At 65.5% G+C, this 15,498-nt stretch carries 17 protein-coding genes; 8 read left to right on the top strand and 9 right to left on the bottom strand.

The window, feature by feature from the left end:
* Positions 1-89 precede the first annotated feature (89 nt).
* Both A3E1_RS0117665 and A3E1_RS0117660 read left to right on the top strand, forming a co-directional pair.
* Positions 90-674 (top strand): DUF3090 family protein, encoded by a 585-nt coding sequence (locus A3E1_RS0117665; protein ID WP_020522125.1) that lies wholly within the window; start codon positions 90-92, stop codon positions 672-674.
* Positions 655-1,407: an SCO1664 family protein gene (locus A3E1_RS0117660; protein WP_020522124.1), complete on the top strand. Its 753-nt coding sequence runs from the start codon at positions 655-657 to the stop codon at positions 1,405-1,407. The genes A3E1_RS0117665 and A3E1_RS0117660 overlap by 20 nt, the downstream gene beginning before the upstream one ends.
* Here the strand turns inward: A3E1_RS0117660 and A3E1_RS0117655 are convergent, their stop codons facing one another.
* From A3E1_RS0117655 to A3E1_RS0117645, 3 genes are read right to left on the bottom strand one after another with little or no spacing between them, the layout of a single operon-like run.
* A complete protein-coding gene (locus tag A3E1_RS0117655) occupies positions 1,408-2,064 on the bottom strand; it encodes an MSMEG_4193 family putative phosphomutase (RefSeq protein ID WP_020522123.1) in 657 nt (218 codons plus the stop codon).
* The gene (locus A3E1_RS0117650; protein ID WP_020522122.1) at positions 2,064-2,894 is read right to left on the bottom strand and encodes an undecaprenyl-diphosphate phosphatase; all 831 of its coding nucleotides are present in this window, start codon (positions 2,892-2,894) and stop codon (positions 2,064-2,066) included. Before A3E1_RS0117650 ends, A3E1_RS0117655 begins: the two co-directional genes overlap by 1 nt.
* A 4-nt stretch (positions 2,895-2,898) precedes the next feature.
* Positions 2,899-3,951, bottom strand: coding sequence for an LLM class F420-dependent oxidoreductase (locus A3E1_RS0117645; protein WP_020522121.1), 1,053 nt, complete (start codon positions 3,949-3,951; stop codon positions 2,899-2,901).
* Between the two features lie 95 nt (positions 3,952-4,046).
* Here A3E1_RS0117645 and A3E1_RS0117640 point away from each other — a divergent pair, with 95 nt between their 5' ends.
* Positions 4,047-5,018, top strand: a complete 972-nt coding sequence (locus A3E1_RS0117640) for an aldo/keto reductase (RefSeq protein WP_020522120.1) — start codon at positions 4,047-4,049, stop codon at positions 5,016-5,018.
* A gap of 32 nt (positions 5,019-5,050) precedes the next feature.
* Positions 5,051-5,242 (top strand): DUF5703 family protein, encoded by a 192-nt coding sequence (locus A3E1_RS0117635; RefSeq protein WP_020522119.1) that lies wholly within the window; start codon positions 5,051-5,053, stop codon positions 5,240-5,242.
* A 4-nt stretch (positions 5,243-5,246) separates the two neighbouring features.
* Here A3E1_RS0117635 and A3E1_RS0117630 read toward each other — a convergent pair whose 3' ends face one another.
* Positions 5,247-5,894 carry a hypothetical protein gene (locus tag A3E1_RS0117630; protein ID WP_020522118.1) on the bottom strand — a complete coding sequence of 216 codons (648 nt, stop codon included), beginning with the start codon at positions 5,892-5,894 and terminating at the stop codon, positions 5,247-5,249.
* A gap of 4 nt (positions 5,895-5,898) precedes the next feature.
* Positions 5,899-7,206, bottom strand: coding sequence for a M20/M25/M40 family metallo-hydrolase (locus tag A3E1_RS0117625; protein ID WP_020522117.1), 1,308 nt, complete (start codon positions 7,204-7,206; stop codon positions 5,899-5,901).
* Positions 7,207-7,302: 96 nt separating this feature from the next.
* Between A3E1_RS0117625 and A3E1_RS0117620 the strand changes: the two genes are divergently transcribed.
* Entirely contained in the window at positions 7,303-7,980 is a 678-nt protein-coding gene (locus tag A3E1_RS0117620; RefSeq protein WP_020522116.1) for a DUF3159 domain-containing protein, read from the top strand.
* Here A3E1_RS0117620 and A3E1_RS44860 read toward each other — a convergent pair.
* Entirely contained in the window at positions 7,964-9,373 is a 1,410-nt protein-coding gene (locus tag A3E1_RS44860) for a serine/threonine-protein kinase (RefSeq protein ID WP_020522115.1), read from the bottom strand. The two genes, A3E1_RS0117620 and A3E1_RS44860, sit on opposite strands and share 17 nt — an antisense overlap.
* Before the next feature lie 21 nt (positions 9,374-9,394).
* On the opposite strand from A3E1_RS44860, the gene A3E1_RS0117610 reads away from it, so the two are divergent.
* Both A3E1_RS0117610 and A3E1_RS0117605 read left to right on the top strand, forming a co-directional pair.
* Positions 9,395-11,071, top strand: a complete 1,677-nt coding sequence (locus A3E1_RS0117610) for an amidohydrolase (RefSeq protein WP_020522114.1) — start codon at positions 9,395-9,397, stop codon at positions 11,069-11,071.
* The gene (locus A3E1_RS0117605; RefSeq protein WP_020522113.1) at positions 11,052-11,648 is read left to right on the top strand and encodes a nucleoside/nucleotide kinase family protein; all 597 of its coding nucleotides are present in this window, start codon (positions 11,052-11,054) and stop codon (positions 11,646-11,648) included. The genes A3E1_RS0117610 and A3E1_RS0117605 overlap by 20 nt, the downstream gene beginning before the upstream one ends.
* Here A3E1_RS0117605 and A3E1_RS0117600 read toward each other — a convergent pair.
* Together A3E1_RS0117600 and A3E1_RS0117595 are read right to left on the bottom strand one after the other, a co-directional pair.
* The gene (locus A3E1_RS0117600; protein WP_026208539.1) at positions 11,637-12,062 is read right to left on the bottom strand and encodes a roadblock/LC7 domain-containing protein; all 426 of its coding nucleotides are present in this window, start codon (positions 12,060-12,062) and stop codon (positions 11,637-11,639) included. The two genes, A3E1_RS0117605 and A3E1_RS0117600, sit on opposite strands and share 12 nt — an antisense overlap.
* Positions 12,059-12,748: an ATP-binding protein gene (locus tag A3E1_RS0117595; RefSeq protein WP_083929535.1), complete on the bottom strand. Its 690-nt coding sequence runs from the start codon at positions 12,746-12,748 to the stop codon at positions 12,059-12,061. The genes A3E1_RS0117600 and A3E1_RS0117595 overlap by 4 nt, the downstream gene beginning before the upstream one ends.
* Positions 12,749-12,890: 142 nt before the next feature.
* Between A3E1_RS0117595 and A3E1_RS0117590 the strand changes: the two genes are divergently transcribed.
* On the top strand, positions 12,891-13,706 hold the full coding sequence (locus tag A3E1_RS0117590) for a metal-dependent hydrolase (protein ID WP_020522110.1): 816 nt from the start codon (positions 12,891-12,893) through the stop codon (positions 13,704-13,706).
* On the opposite strand, the gene A3E1_RS0117585 is transcribed toward A3E1_RS0117590, so the two are convergent.
* Positions 13,696-15,282 (bottom strand): bifunctional 3'-5' exonuclease/DNA polymerase, encoded by a 1,587-nt coding sequence (locus A3E1_RS0117585; RefSeq protein WP_245571251.1) that lies wholly within the window; start codon positions 15,280-15,282, stop codon positions 13,696-13,698. The genes A3E1_RS0117590 and A3E1_RS0117585 overlap by 11 nt on opposite strands.
* Positions 15,283-15,498 lie beyond the last annotated feature (216 nt).

Here is a 15,498-nt window from a genome sequence, read left to right as displayed (position 1 = left end):
CACTACTGTCCAAATCGTCACCCCCACGCACTCACTCGTCACTATGATCCCGGGTGTCGGCTGATTCTCTGGAAAGATAGGGTCGTCATATGGCCCATCAGGTCTTCGCGTTTGAGCCACCGGAACGGTTCGTTGCCGGAACCGTAGGGCCGCCCGGTGAGCGCACGTTCTATCTGCAGGCTCGCGGTGGCGGCCGGCTGATCAGCGTTGTGCTGGAAAAGGTTCAGGTGAGCTTGCTCGCCGAAAAGCTGGAGGAGCTGCTCGCCGAGGCGCATCAGCGTTTCGCGCTGGAGCTGCCCGCGCCCTCGGCTGACCCACCGGATAACGAACCGCTGGAAAGCCCGGTGGACGAGGAATTTCGCGTCGGCACCCTCGGGCTCGCCTTCGACGTGGAGGACAACTCCGTCATCATCGAAGCCATCGCGACCGATGACACGGCCGAGTTCGACACGGAGACCGATGACGGCGCCGAGTTGGGCGAAGACGAGGCGCCAACCATCTCTGACGACCTCGACCGCTTGCGGGTCCGGCTGACCCCGGCGGGCGTGCGCGACTTCATCGACCGGGCCCGCCGCGTGATCGCCGCTGGGCGTCCCCCTTGCCCACTGTGTGGCCAGCCGCTCGATAGTTCCGGCCACCTTTGCCCCAGGCACAATGGCTACCACCGACGCTAGTTTGCTCAGCCTGCTGCGCTCGGGCGACATGGAAATTGAAGGCCGTCTAACCGAGGCCTCCAACATCACCTTGCGGGTTCAGCTCAGCGACACGGTCCGCGCGGTTTACAAGCCGGTGCGAGGTGAGCGCCCACTATGGGATTTCCCAGAAGGTACGCTCGCCGCGCGTGAAGTGGCCGCCTACGAACTCAGTTCCGCTCTCGGCTGGGATCTCGTGCCCATGACGGTGATGCGCGACGGCCCGTTTGGCCCGGGCTCATGCCAGCTGTGGCTCGATGAGGCGGGCGAAGCCCCGGTGGGCTTCATCCCGGCAGGTGAGCTGCCACCGGACTGGCTGCCCGTCGCCGCGGCACAAGACGATGAGGGCCACCCTTATGTGCTCGCTCACGCCGACGATCCGGCGCTAGCGCGGCTCGCTCTCTTCGACGCCGTCGTCAACAACGCTGACCGCAAGGGCGGGCACGTGCTGGCCGCTCCTGACGGTGGTGTGCGCGGGGTCGATCACGGGTTGTGCTTCCACACCGATGACAAGCTGCGCACTGTCCTATGGGGATTCGCGGGCCGTCCCGCCGCCGCCCTCGATCTGGCCGCACTGCGCGGGCTGGATCTCGGGCTGCTCGACGACCTTCTGTCCACACAGGAGGCTGACGCCGTGGCGGATCGCATCAAGAAACTCGATCTGTATCCGCTGCCGCCAGCCAACCGCCACGCGATCCCGTGGCCGCCGATCTAGCTAGACCGCTCCCCCGCCCACAGCGGCGTCAGACGACGTTCCGCCGGGCAGCAGAGGGTTGCTGTCGTCAGACAAACGCAGCACGAACGGACGGTCCTGGGTGTACTTGATGACCGTCAATGACCCCGGCGCGACATGGATGCGTTGGAACCCGTCTAGGTGAACGCCAAGCGCGTCGGCCACGATGGCCTTGATGACGTCGCCGTGAGTGCACGCGAGCCAGGCCGCCTCGGGACCGTGTTCGTCGGCCACGATGGCGTTCCACCTTCGCACCGCCGCGATGGCACGGGCCGACATCGCCGCCATGGCTTCCCCGCCGGGGAACGTCACCGCCGACGGATGGTGCTGCACGGTGCTCCACAACAGTTCGGTGGAAAGCTCCGAGAGCTTGCGCCCGGCCCACTCGCCATAGCCGCATTCGGTCAGCCCAGGCTCAACGGCCGGGTTGACGTTAGGAAGGGCGATGCCAAGCGTTTCGCGGCACCGCAACAGCGGGCTCGTGATCACGGCACGCAGGGGCAGCCCGGCTAGCCGTGTGCCGGCCGCGGACGCTTGCTGCACACCGGTTTCGTCGAGCTGGACCGGAGCGTCGCCCGCGAGGACACCTTCGGTGTTGGCGCTCGTGCGTCCATGCCTGAGCAGAATGACGGTCGTCATCAGGTCGCCGACAAAACGCCGGTGGACAGCAAGACGATGATGAGCACGCCCAGGCCCACCCGGTACCAGACGAAGCTCATCAAGGTGTGATGGGCGACGAACTTGAGCAGCCAGGCGATGGAGGCGTAGGCGACGATGAAGCTGACGACCGTGCCCACGGCGAGCACCGAGATCGACACGTTGTCGCTCTTGAGCGCGTCGGGCAGCTCGTAAACCCCGGCCGCCACGAGCGCTGGCACGCCAAGGAAGAACGACAGGCGGGTCGCCGTGACGCGGTCGAGATCGCGCAACAGGCCGGTCGTGATGGTGGCACCGGAGCGGGAAACGCCGGGGATGAGGGCAAGGCACTGCATGAGTCCGATGACGACCGTGTCTCGCAGGCGAAGGTCCTTTTCGGACCGCAGCTGCGTGGCTGCCCGCTCGGCGAACGCCATGACGGCGCTCCACCCGATCAAGGCGATGGCCACGACCCACATGCTGCGCAGCGGTCCTTTGATCAGGTCCTGCGCCAAGAACCCCACGATGCCGATCGGCAGCGAACCGGCGACGACGTACCACGCCATCTTGTAATCCGGTGCGGTGCGGGCACCTGCGGAGAACAGTCCCTTGAACCAGGCGGCGCCCAGGCGGCCAATGTCCTTGGCGAAATAGACCAGCACCGCCGCGATGGCACCGACCTGGATCACCGCCGTGAACGCGGTGACCGCTGGGTCATCAATCTTGAGACCCATCAGGTTTTCGACGATGGTGAGGTGACCGGTTGAGGAGATCGGAAGGAATTCCGTGATCCCCTCAACGATGCCAAGGACAATGGCCTGCCAGATTTCCACGAAGTTAGTCTCCTGTGCCGGAAAGCTTGTGTGCCTCCGCCACACTACGCAGTGTCTCCTGGCCGCTTTCAGCGTCCCCCGTAAACAGGGCGACGGCGAGCGTTGTCACACCTGACGCGGCGAACTCGCGCATCCGTGAAGCGATGCGGTCGACCGGCCCTAGCAGCGACGTCCGGTCAATGAACTCGAACGGCACGGCGGCGGCAGCGTCGCGCTGGCGTCCACTTAGGTAGAGGTCCTGCACTTCGCGGGCCGCCTCGCCATATCCCATGCGGGTCGCCAGCTCGTTGTAGAAGTTCTTCTCCCGGCTGCCCATCCCTCCGATGTAGAGGGCGGCATACCAGCGCACCAGCTCGCCACACATCTGCGGGTCGTCACCGATCACGACAGGCACGCTGGGCACGATGTCGAACCCGGTCATGTCCTTGCCCGCCTTGGCCCGGCCTTTGGCCAGCGGAACGGTGTATTCGCTGCCCATCGACGGGTCATAGAAGACGGCCAGCCAGCCGTCGGTCAGCTCGCCAGCCAGCTCCAGGTTCTTCGGGCCAACGGCGGCAAGGTAGATCGGGATGTCCGGCCGGGGTGGGCGAAACGACAGCTTGAGCGCCTTGCCCGGTCCATCGGGCAGTGGCAGCACATAGTGAGAGCCCTCGTAACGGACCGTCTCGCGGGCCAAGGCCATGCGCACGATCTCGATGTATTCGCGTGTGCGGGCCAGCGGCTTGGCGTAGCGCACGCCGTGCCAGCCCTCGGAGACCTGAGGCCCGGAGACACCGAGCCCGAGCCGGAACCGGCCGCCAGAGATGGCGTCGATCGTGGCGGCCGTCATCGCGGTGGCCGCCGGCGTACGGGCCGGGATCTGCATAACCGCGCTACCTACATCGATGCGCTCGGTCTGCCCGGCGATCCAGGCGAGGATGCTCGGCGAATCGGAGCCATAGGCCTCCGCGGCCCAGACAGAGGAGTATCCAAGGCGGTCCGCCTCCTGCGCGAGCGCGAGATGGTCGGCCGGCGTTGACCAGGGCGTTTGATAGCCAAGATTGAGACCAAGCTGCATGCCGCCACGTTACCCGAGAGTAAGTTGTGCCGGAAGTGGCCCATCGCCAAGCACACCGAGAAGCCGTGGCGGCACAGCGCAGCTACTCTACGCACATGCAGCAACGACCCCTCGGCCGCAGCGGGCTGATGGTGTCACGGCTCGGTTTAGGCACCATGACCTGGGGCCTGGACACCGACCCGGACGACGCCGGAGCCCAGCTCAAGGCGTTCGCCGACGCCGGCGGCACGCTCGTGGACACCGCGGATGTCTACGCGGCAGGGGAAGCCGAGGCCGTCCTGGGCACTTTGCTGGACGCGATGGTCCCCCGCGACGACCTCATCATCGTCGCCAAAGCGGGGTTGCGAGCGCGGGAGGGGCGCCGGCATGACGGGTCGCGAGGGCACCTTCTCAAAGCGCTCGACAGCACGCTCAAGAAGCTCGGCACGTCCTATGTGGACATCTGGCTCGCCCACGGCTGGGATCCCTTCACCCCGATGGAGGAAACCCTTGCGGCCCTTGACTTCGCGGTCAGCTCCGGGCGCGTGCGCTATGCCGGGGTGTCCAACTACTCCGGCTGGCAGACCGCTCGCGCCGCCACTTGGCAACAAGCGTGGCCGCAACGCGTACCCCTGGTGGCTTCTCAAATGGAATATTCGTTGCTGCAGCGCGGGATTGAGCGTGAGGTGATCCCGGCTTGCGAGGCACTGGGCATCGGCGTCTTGCCATGGTCGCCGCTGGGCCGCGGGGTGCTAACCGGCAAGTACCGCCATGACCGTCCCGCTGACTCCCGTGCGGCACAGCCACATTTCGAGCGGTTCGTGCTGCCCTATCTGCGGCCGCACTGCTCGGCGATCGTGGAATCCCTTGCTACAGCGGCAAGTGGGCTCTGCGTCACGCCCACGGAGATCGCGCTGGCGTGGGTGCGGGACCGCCCCGGCGTTACCGCACCGATCCTGGGTGCCCGCACGGTGGCCCAGCTCATGACGGCTTTGCAGACCGAAGAGGTGGTCCTGCCCGCCGAAATCGCGCAAGCCCTCGATGACGTTTCAGCCGTAGGGCTGAGTTACCCGGAACTCGAAGGTTGAGCTGTAGCCCCGAAAGGTGCAGCATAAAACGCATGGACTACGAATATGCGCCGCTGCGGTTACCACCGGAGGTAGATCGCGTGACCGCCGCGGTGCGGCTGTCGCTTCAGGCCGAATTCGGCGGCTGGGAGCTGGCGAAAGTCAGGCTCCTGCGCGATGGGACCCGGCAGGTGGTGCTGCGCCGGTTGCGGCGCAACACGTTACTGCCGGGTCTTTCAACGTAGATATTTAGTCTTCGTCCTCGAAGAGGTCCCCGGTGAGGTGCTCGTCAAGGCGCGCCACCAGCTTGTCCGTGGCCGTCAGCTGGAACGGGCCGTTGGCGTCGGTCTCCGGGAAGTCGTCGGGCTGAATCGCCTCATCGACCTCGGCCACCGTCACGATTCCGTCGAGCGGCTCCAGCTCCGGGATGTCCAGCGCGGCGAGCGAACCATCCGAAGACTGCAATAGCTCCAAAAGCGCGTCTGCCACCGACGTGATCGGCTCTTCCGGACCGGGCAGCGCGACCTCGCGGCGTGCCTGCTCCGCCGCCTTGATCAGGGCCGAGACGCTCGGGACGTGGTAGTCACGGCGCTGGCGCACCGACACCACGCGCGGGAAGGGATCGTCGGCCTGAACCTGATCCTGAACCAGCTCGCTGACGAACTTGTCGGCCTTATCCGGGTCGATGGGCTCGACTTCCCACGGCAGCGGTTCACCGTAGGTTTCGGACAGTGCCTCGTCGTAGGAGACGGCCGCGTTGTTGAAGTCCACATAGGCCCGCCACACCTCGTCACTGTCCACTTCGCCCTTCGCGTCGCGCACGGCGGCGAGGTGGGCGCGGGCAGCGGAAATCATGTGCTCCAGCGCGGCCTCAACGGCGGTGTAGTTGTCGCTCATAGTTTCAGGAACCCCTCAAGAATCGGTCCAAAACGCGCACGCCGAACTGTAGTGCATCGGTCGGGACCCGCTCGTCAATGCCGTGGAACAACGCGGAGAAGTTCAGGTCGGCGGGCAGCTTCAGCGGTGAGAAACCGAAGCAGCGAATACCCAGCCTCGAAAACTGCTTGGCGTCGGTGCCGCCGGACAGCATATATGGCACGGCCCGGGCACCTGGATCCTCGGCACGCAGTGCCCGCGCCATCGCGTCGACCAGAGGGCCGTCGAAGGTCGTCTCCAAGGCCGGCTGGCGGTGCACCTGCTCCAGCTCGACGTCGGGGCCTAGCACCTCGGCGAGCTGCTCACGGAACAGATCGAACTGTCCGGGCAGGGTACGGCAGTCGATCGTGGCGCTGGCGCGGCTCGGGATCACGTTGTGTTTGTAGCCAGCGGTCAGCCCGGTCGGGTTGGCCGTGTTGCGGATCGTCGCGCCGACCAGGGCCGCGATCGGCCCGAGCTTGGCCACGGCCAGCTCCGGCTCATCGGGGTCGAGGTCAATGCCCAGTGCCTCGCCCACGGCCTCCAAAAAGGACCGCACCGTCGGGGTCATCACGATCGGGAACTTGTGACGTCCCACACGGGCCACGGCTTCACACAGCGCGGTCACCGCGTTGTCGTCGTGCACGAACGATCCGTGGCCGGGGCGGCCGGTGGTGTTCACGCGCAGCCAGTCGATGCCCTTTTCGGCGGTCTGAATGAGATATAGGCGAAGGTCATTGGTCACGGTGTAGGAGAAGCCGCCAACCTCACCGATCGCTTCAGTGCAGCCTTCGAGCAGGTCAGGGTGCTCCTCGGTGAGGAACTTGGCGCCGTAGTCGCTGCCTGCTTCCTCATCGGCGGTGTAGCACAGCACGATGTCGCGCGGCGGCACATAACCTGTGCGCTTCCAGTCCCGTACGACGGCCAGAGCCATCGCGTCGAAGTCCTTCATGTCGATCGCGCCGCGGCCCCACAGGTAGCCGTCTTTGATCTCGCCCGCGAAGGGATCGACAGACCATTCAGAAGCATCGGCTGGTACTACGTCGAGGTGCCCATGCACCAAAAGCGCGCCACGGCTGGGGTCTGACCCGGGTATGCGCGCCACGACATTGGCTCGCTTAGAGGCACTCTCCAGCACCGTGGGCTCGATCCCCACCTCACTGAGCTTCTCCGCGACGTATTCAGCGGCTAGCCGTTCCCCCGCACTCGTCGCCGGATCCCCGGTGTTAGTCGTGTCGATGCGGATCAAATCACGGCAAAGACCGATAACTTCCTCTTCAGCAACTGCGCCCATGAGATCTTCCTACCAGAGGCTCCCTTCCGCTGGTAACGGGCCGCAGGCTAGGCTTGCCTAACCTAACCGCATCCCCTGCGCTCCGGAGCCACACCGATGACCCAGCCCGCCCGGCAAGACTTAGCCGAGGAAAGCCTTGCGCATCTCCTCGGTGGCAAGCGTGCCGCTCTGGACGCGACGCTGGGCCCGGTCGCTTTCGGCGTGGGATATCTCGCGACGTCTTCGATTGGCTGGGGTGCGCTCGCTGCTGTCGTGGTGACGGCGGCACTGGGCATCTGGCGCCTGGGCAAGGGCGACAAGCCGCGCGCTGTCCTGATTGGACTATTCGGCGTCGTGCTGGCCGCTCTGGTCGCGCTCTACACCGGCAAAGCCGAAGACTTCTACCTGATTCGCATCGTCAGCAACGCGGCCAGTTTCCTCGCCTTCGTTGTCAGCGTGGCGATCCGCTGGCCCCTGCTCGGGGTGATCGTCGGTGGCCTGCTCGGCCAGAAGGGCGCCTGGCGCCACGATCCAGACCTCCTCAAGGCTTACAGCCGCGCGAGTCTGCTGTGGTCGATGCAATATCTGGTGCGGCTGGTCGTCTTCATTCCGTTCTGGCTCGCCGGAAACACCGCCGCGCTGACCCTGAGCAATATCGTGCTGACCTGGCCGCTGATCGTCCTCGTGCTCGCCGGAGCGTGGTTCGTCATCAAGCGGACGCTCCCGCCGGGTCACCCCGGGCTGCGCCACCCCGTTCCCGCTGCCAAGCGCGTAAAGGTCAGCTCGACTTCTTAGCCCGCTCGATAAGTTCCTTGAGCAGCTGGTCCAGCGCGATCGCGACCGGCCGGGAAATCTCACCGTCGTCGGCTTTATCGTCAATGTCTTTGCGCAGATCCTCGACACGCTTGATGAAGTCTCGGGTCTTGCCTTCTTGCCAGCGCTTGACCAGGTCGTCTGCGCGGTCGCTGAGCTCTTCGCCCCGCTCGTCTTCCAGCTGCCCGGTGGCCACCGCTGTGGCGATCACCTGCCGCAGTGAGGAAAGAACCTGCACGACACTGTCGCCTTTGGACGTTGGCGACGGCGTCGGTGACTTGGTGACGATGGGTGTCTGTGTGACCGGCGCTTTGCCGTTGCTGTCCGCGTTGGACTGCAGCAGTGCCGCGCTCAAGAAGACCGCGCCTAACGTCAGCAGGAGCACGATGACCGCGAAGGCGGCCGCGAGTCCCGGCGAGCGGCGTGGGCGGCGCAGAGGCGGCGGCGCGGGTGTTGGTGCCAGTGTCGTTGGCCGCACGGGAACCTTCGCCGAAGCCGCGATCGGCCCGCTCACGCGGTGCACGAGCGTGGGCGTCAGTGTCGCCGTCGACTCCTCGCTCGCGCCAGGCGCGGCGAGAGATTTACCGAAAGCGGTCGCCATCGGGCGCGCGGCCGGGTCAGCGCTCAGCGCCTGCTGCACCAGGCCCGCTGTCGAAGCCGGAATCCCTTGCGGGACAGGAGACTCGGTCCGTCCATCGTGGACTTCCCGCGCGTCTTCCCACGTGCTGATCTCCCACGGCAGCGAACCGGTCGCCATCTCAAAGGCCACCACGCCAAGGCTGTAAACATCAGCGGCCGGATGCGGCGGCACGGTCCGCAAGCGTTCCGGGGCGGCATAAGCGGGTGTGCCACTCGTCCAGCCCGGCGTGCTATCGCGGCCACGGATCGCCGCGATGCCGAAGTCGAGAATCTTCGCCCCTGAAGGCGTGAGCATGATGTTCGACGGCTTGATGTCTTGGTGCACCACACCATGCGCGTGCGCGGCGGCCAGCGCGGAACCAATTTGGGTCAGCACAGCGCTCGCTTCAGCCCACGGCAGCGGTCCTTTAGCCAGGCGCTGCGCGAGCGTCTCACCAGCGAGCAGCTCCAGCACCAAATAAGGCACGACACGGCCATCAGCGAGCACGTGCTCAGCGAAGTCGTGGATCGCGGTGATATTCGGGTGGCTCAGCCGTGCGGCGGCACGAGCCTCTTGCCGCGCGCTTTCACGCAGGCTGGCATCAGCGGCCAGGCGGCCATCGAGGGCCTTGATAGCGACGGTGCGGCCCAGCACGGTGTCGAGCGCACGCCAGACTTCAGCCATGCCACCAGTGCCGATGCGCTCCTGCAAGTGGTAGCGATCGCCAAGCTTCATCGCGGGGGTGAACGCGGACATCGTGTACTACCGTATCCCACGGTGTTTGCGGAGATTGTCTTCAGAGGTGGGGCCCTGTTTAGCGAGGGCCAGGTCAGTGTCGCCCCGGTTGCTGTAGGCGACGGGCGTGTGCTCTCCGTGGGCGAGGTCGATGAGCTGGTCGGACCGGCGACGGAAGTGGTCGATACCACGGGGCGGATGGTCATTCCGGCGTTTCATGACGCCCACGTCCATCCGGTGTGGGGTGGCCTGGAACTCATGCGATGTAACTTGTCCGGCTTACCGGGCAAAGCGGAATACCGTGCCGCGATAGCCGGCTATGCCCGCGCCCATCCGGACCGCGCCTGGGTGACAGGCGGTGGCTGGGCCATGTCAGCATTCCCAGCTGGTACTCCAAGAGCCCGCGACCTAGACGACATCGTCCCCGATCGCCCCGTGCTGCTGCACAACGCCGATCACCATGGCGCCTGGGTCAACACGGCAGCCCTGACCATCGCCGGGATCACGAAACACACCCCGGATCCACCCGACGGGCGCATCGAACGCGACGATGACGGCATCCCGACCGGCATGCTGCATGAGGGCGCTGTCACGCTCGTGTCGCGGTTGCTGCCGCCCACGGACGCCTCCGTTTACATCGAAGCCCTCAGGCAAGCTCAGGCACACCTGCACGCCTTCGGCATAGCCGGCTGGCAGGACGCCATCGTCGGCGACTACGGCGGCTACGCCGATCCCCTCCCGGCCTACCGTTCCTTTGCCACGTCAGGTCTTTTGACGGCCCGTGTCTGCGGCGCCCTGTGGTGGGACCGCACGCGGGGTGTGGAGCAGATCGCGTCGCTTGTGGACAGGCGCACCGAGCTGCCCAACTTCACGACACCGCACGTCAAAATCATGCTCGACGGCGTGTGTGAGAACTTCACCGCCGCCATGTCCTCGCCCTACCTCGGCGAAGGTCACGGCAGCGGCCTGCCGTTCATCGACTTCGCCGAGCTGCCCGGCATCGTGAAAGCCTTGGCGGAGGCCGGTTTCGGCGTGCACTACCACGCGATCGGCGACGCCTCCGTCACCGCCGCCCTCGACGCCATCAGCGCCTTACCCTCCCACCTCGCGCCCGTGCCTGCAGCGCCCGCCGCGTTTCCCCCAAGCGCACCGCCGGCCGCTTTCTCCGCGCCGCAAATGGCTTCTGGCATGCGGCGAAACACACGGCATCAGATCGCACACCTGCAAGTGGTGAAACCGAGTGATATCAGGCGGTTTGGCGAGCTGGGCGTGATCGCGAACATGCAGGCGCTCTGGGGCAGTCACGACGACCAGCTCGACACGCTCGTCATCCCGATGCTGGGACCCGAACGCGCGCAATGGTTCTACCCGTTTGGGGACTTCGCGCGCGCGGGTGCGCCGCTGGCCTGCGGGAGCGACTGGCCGGTCAGCTCAGCTAACCCGTGGGACGCGATCCACGTGGCGGTCAATCGCTCCTATGTGGATACTGAACCGCTGCTGCCGCACCAGAAGCTCGATCTGGCAACCGTCCTGACCGCCTACACTCGGGGGTCTGCGCTCGCCAACGGGTTCGCTGACACGGGAACGATCCGCCCCGGTTTCGTGGCCGACCTGGCGGTCATCGACCGCGATCCGTTCCCTTTGCCGGTGGAGGAACTCAAGCACACCAGCGTTCTGCAGACGTACGCCAGGGGGCGGCTTGTTCACAGCGCTATATGACGCCGTCACGGAACGTCTGGCACAAGGCGGACGGGTCGTCGTCGGGATCGCCGGGCCTCCGGGAGCGGGCAAGTCGACCCTCGCCCGGGAACTGCAGCACAGCTACGAGCGTGCTGTCTGCGTACCCATGGATGGTTTTCATCTCGCCAATGAAGAGTTGCGCCGCCTGGGCCGAAGCGATCGCAAGGGTGCCCCGGACACCTTTGACGACAAGGGTTATGTCGCCTTGCTCAGGCGCATCAGGCAACAGCCTGACGAGGTCATCTACGCGCCCAGTTTCGATCACGTGATGAATGAGCCGATCGCCGGATCGATTCCGGTGTTCCCAGACGCGCGGCTCATCATCACCGAAGGCAACTACTTGCTCTACTGGGCTGACGCCAGAGCCCTGCTCGATCTGACCGTCCACATTGATGTGGCGTCCCAGGAGCAGCGGATCGCCGGGCTCATCGCCCGGCAGCGCGAAAAAGGCCTCACCCCTGACGCCGCAAGGGAATGGGTCATGCGCAGTGATGAGGCCAACGCGGATTTGGTCAAGCGCTACGCCCACTTGGCCGATCTGCGGTTAACGCGGTAGGACTTGCTGCAGCTCAGCCCGCAGCGCCGGAGTCAGGATCTCACCGGCCTGTTTGACCAGCCGTGCCATTTCGAAACCGATGACGCCGAGATCGGCTTGAGCGCCAGCCAAGACGGCGAAGACCGATCCGTCCCGGACGGTCATGGCGATGAAATAGCCGCGGCCCATCTCGATGACCGCCTGTCGCACCTCGTCCGCGTCGGCGAGGTTGGCCACGACGGCGGCGACGCCGAGCAGGCCTGAAGTGACGGCGGCGAGTTGGTCCGCGACAGTGCGGGAAACGCCTTCGGAGACGGCAATGGGCATGCCGTCAGAGGATGCGACCATCGCGTGCTGCACCTCGGGAACCCGGCTGGCGAACGCGGTGATCAGCCAGCTCAAGTCCTGTGCAGGTTTGCTTAGTACCATGGTCATTTTGCCCCCTCGTGGGTTAGCAGATCGCCCGGAAGCGCGACGCAAGCGCATGTGCCGGATGGACTGGAACGCAACCGGACTCGCACCTGGTGGCGGGCGGACAGATGACTGACCACCACTAACCCCATCCGTTCGCTTGTGGTGCCGCCAAGTTCGGGCGGTTCGGCCAGGACGGCATTGGCGTCGGCCAACGCGGCCGGGCTCAGCCCAAACCCAGCATCGGTGATCTCGAGCAGCAGCTGGCCTTCGTCATCCACTCTGGACACGACGCGCACCGGCGAGCCCGGCGCCGAGAACGCTGTCGCGTTCTCGAACAGCTCGGCTAGCAGGTGCGTCAGGTCACCAACGGCGTTTCCCGCGATCAGCGGATCGTGGGTGATATCGCGGTGGATTCGCTGGTACTGCTCGATTTCCGCGGATGCCGCCAGGACCAGGGCACCAAGGGAAGTGCCACCAGCCACGCGCCGCCGGGCCTGCCCTCCCGCGAGCACCAGAATGTTCTCGTCGTTACGCCGCATTCTGGCCGCGAGAAGATCCAGCCGAAAGAGCTCGGCCAGCCGGCCCGGATCACGCTCCTGGCGCTCCATCTCAGTGAGAAGACGTTGCTGCTGCTCCACCAATAGCTGGCTGCGCCTGGCGAGATTGATAACTATCGCATTTATGTTGTCGCGATGTTGGTCAATCATGTTGCATCACTCGCGGTACTCTACTCGCCGCTATTACGACAGTTCAACTGTCTGTAGTGGAGGGACAGCCGATTGCACTATCAAGCCAGGTTTGACAGAGTGCATGCGCAAATTGTGACTGTCTTATGGGGAGGAAACACACATGATGGGTCCGTCGCACGCGCTATCCGGCGCGGCGGTGTGGCTGGCCGGATCCTGGGTCGCCAAAGAGTTTTTTGACTACGGTCAGTCCGCGACCACCATCGCCATCGGTGCGGCCGTCTGCGCGGGTGGCGCTCTGCTCCCCGATTTGGACATGTCCGGAAAGGTCACTCAGAACAAGGGTGGCTCAACGGTTTCCCGTAGTTTTGGCGTGATTTCGCTGTTCCTGGCCGAAGTCATCGAGAAGATATCGCTTGGTGTCTACCATGCGACAAAACTCAGCAAGGACCCTGATCGCGAGAACGGCCACCGCACCCTGACACACACGATCCCGTTCTGCCTCCTCATGGGAGCGGGAGCGACGTGGCTGTGTTCCAACTACGGCCGCTGGGCCGTGATGAGCATCCTGTTCTTCATGTTCGGCCTGGCCCTGCGCGGGCTGTTCCACAACTGGGCCAAGCGTGCGGGCTGGATCCTGGTCACGATTTCCTCCGCCGGAGCGGCTTACTTCGCCTACACCTTCCTGCCCACGGAACATCGTGGTTACGAAATGATCGGGATAGCCGTGGGTGTCGGCTGTTTCGTGCACCTCATGGGCGACATCATCACCCGTGCCGGAGTGCCCATTCTGTGGCCTATTCCTACAGGCAAACGGATGTGGCGCATGATCGGCCTGCCCGACACCATCTCCATCGAGGCCGGGAGCAAGATTGAAACGCGGGTGCTCAGCGTCGGCTTCACCCTGATCTCACTGGCCGCCGGGGCCGGGCTGCTCACGCCAGCCCTGATGGAGCGGTGGAAGAATCTCAACCTTTAGCGTCCGCATAGGACGTCACCGCTGAGACATTGAGCGGAAAACGCACCGGGGAGTTGCCGAACAGCAGCTTCCCGGTTTTCGTCGCGGCATCGTGAAGTGCCTCGGTCACCCGCCCGGCCTCCCCGTCCGGGCAATGCACGATGACCTCATCGTGCTGGAAGAACACCATTTTCGCGCTGGTACTCCATAAGCTGTCGCGCAGCAGAGCCAGCAAAGTGGCCGCCCACTCCGCCGCCGTCGCCTGGATAACGAAGTTGCGGGTGAACCGTCCTCGCGCCCGGCCCGATGCACCCTCGTCAGCCCAGCTCGACTCCAATGTGGACGGTGGGCAAGTGCGCCCGAGCCAGCTGCGCACGAGCCCACCGGTCTCCCCTGTGCGCGCCGCCGCCTCGACATAGGCCCAGGCCCTGGGATAGCTGTTCTTCAACGCCGCCAAGGCGGGAGCCGCCGCACCGCCGGTCTGGCCATACATCGCGCCCAGCAACGCCAGCTTGGCCCGTGCCCGGTCATCGTTGAACGACTCCTTCGCCAGCGCCGCATACAGATCGCCGCCAGCGGCAGCCCGGCCAAGACCATCGTCACGCGACACCGCCGCCAGGATCCGGGGCTCCAGCTGGCCAGCGTCGGCCACGACCAGCTTCCAGCCCGGATCGGCTTTCACGGCACCACGGACCGCTTTGGGGATCTGTAACGCTCCCCCACCACGGGTGGCCCAACGGCCCGACACGACACCACCCGGGATGTAAGCCGGGTAGAACCGTCCATCGCGGACCCACTGCTCGCGCCAGGACCATCCGTGAGCGGTCCAGATGCGGTACAACTCGCGATACTCCAACAGCGGCGCGATCACCGGATGCTGAATGTGCTTGAGCGTCCAGGAACGCGTGTTGGGCACCTCAACACCAGCCCGTCGCAGTGCGCGCTTGAGCTCTGCGGGCGAATCGGCGTGCAATCCAGGCGCGTCAAGGGCTTTGGCGATCTCAGCGGCCAACGTGGCGAGCTTCTTGGGCACACCGCCGATCGGCGGCCCGAGCAGTTGCATGAGCAGCTCGTCGTGGGCTTGGGCGTGCCACGGCAGCCCTTCATGTCCCATCTCCACCGCGATCAGCCCGCTGGCCGACTCGGCGGCGGTCAGCAAACGGAACCTTCCAGGATCGTTGGCGGCTTTCACCCGGGCGAGCTGGCCCTGATAGACGCGCACGAGTTCGTGCACACTGGCCTCGGGCGACAGATCGCCAAAGAGGGTGTCTTGCCCGTAGCCAGGTGGGTCGGCTTGGCGCAGCGGCTGATCCGCGGGCACGGGCGCTCCCGTGAGCCGGGCATAGGCGGCGTTGACGGACCGTGGCTCGCCGTAACGGCCTTCGTGAGCGAGCAGCAGCGCCTCGGCTAACTCGACGTCATGGCAGCGCTTGAGCCGGACCCCGGCTTTGAGCAGCGGCGTGTATGCCTCTTCGGTGTTGGCCCACAACCACCGTGGGCTGTCGCGCTCTTCGATCTCGGCAGCCTGCGCCGGCCAGGCGGAAATCTCCACCGGCTCAGCCACCGGCCTTCCCGCCTCATCCAGGTGCTGAAGCATTCGTCCAGCCACCGCCACCACCGTCACGACGACATTGTGACGTCCCGGTCTGACAGCCACAGCGTGACGGTTGCGAGCCGCCGTCCGTGCATGGCCGTGTGCACCCGAGCCGCCGTCCGTGCGTGGCCGTGTGCACCGAGCCGCCGTCCGTGCGTGGCCGTGTGCACCCGAGCCGCCGTCCGTGATCGACATCCCGTGCGACGTGATCGAATGGCC

The organism is Catelliglobosispora koreensis DSM 44566, from assembly GCF_000379685.1.
GTDB lineage: Bacteria > Actinomycetota > Actinomycetes > Mycobacteriales > Micromonosporaceae > Catelliglobosispora > Catelliglobosispora koreensis.
The sequence above is the reverse complement of the archived record's forward strand: the minus strand, read 5'-3'. Positions and strand labels throughout refer to the sequence as shown.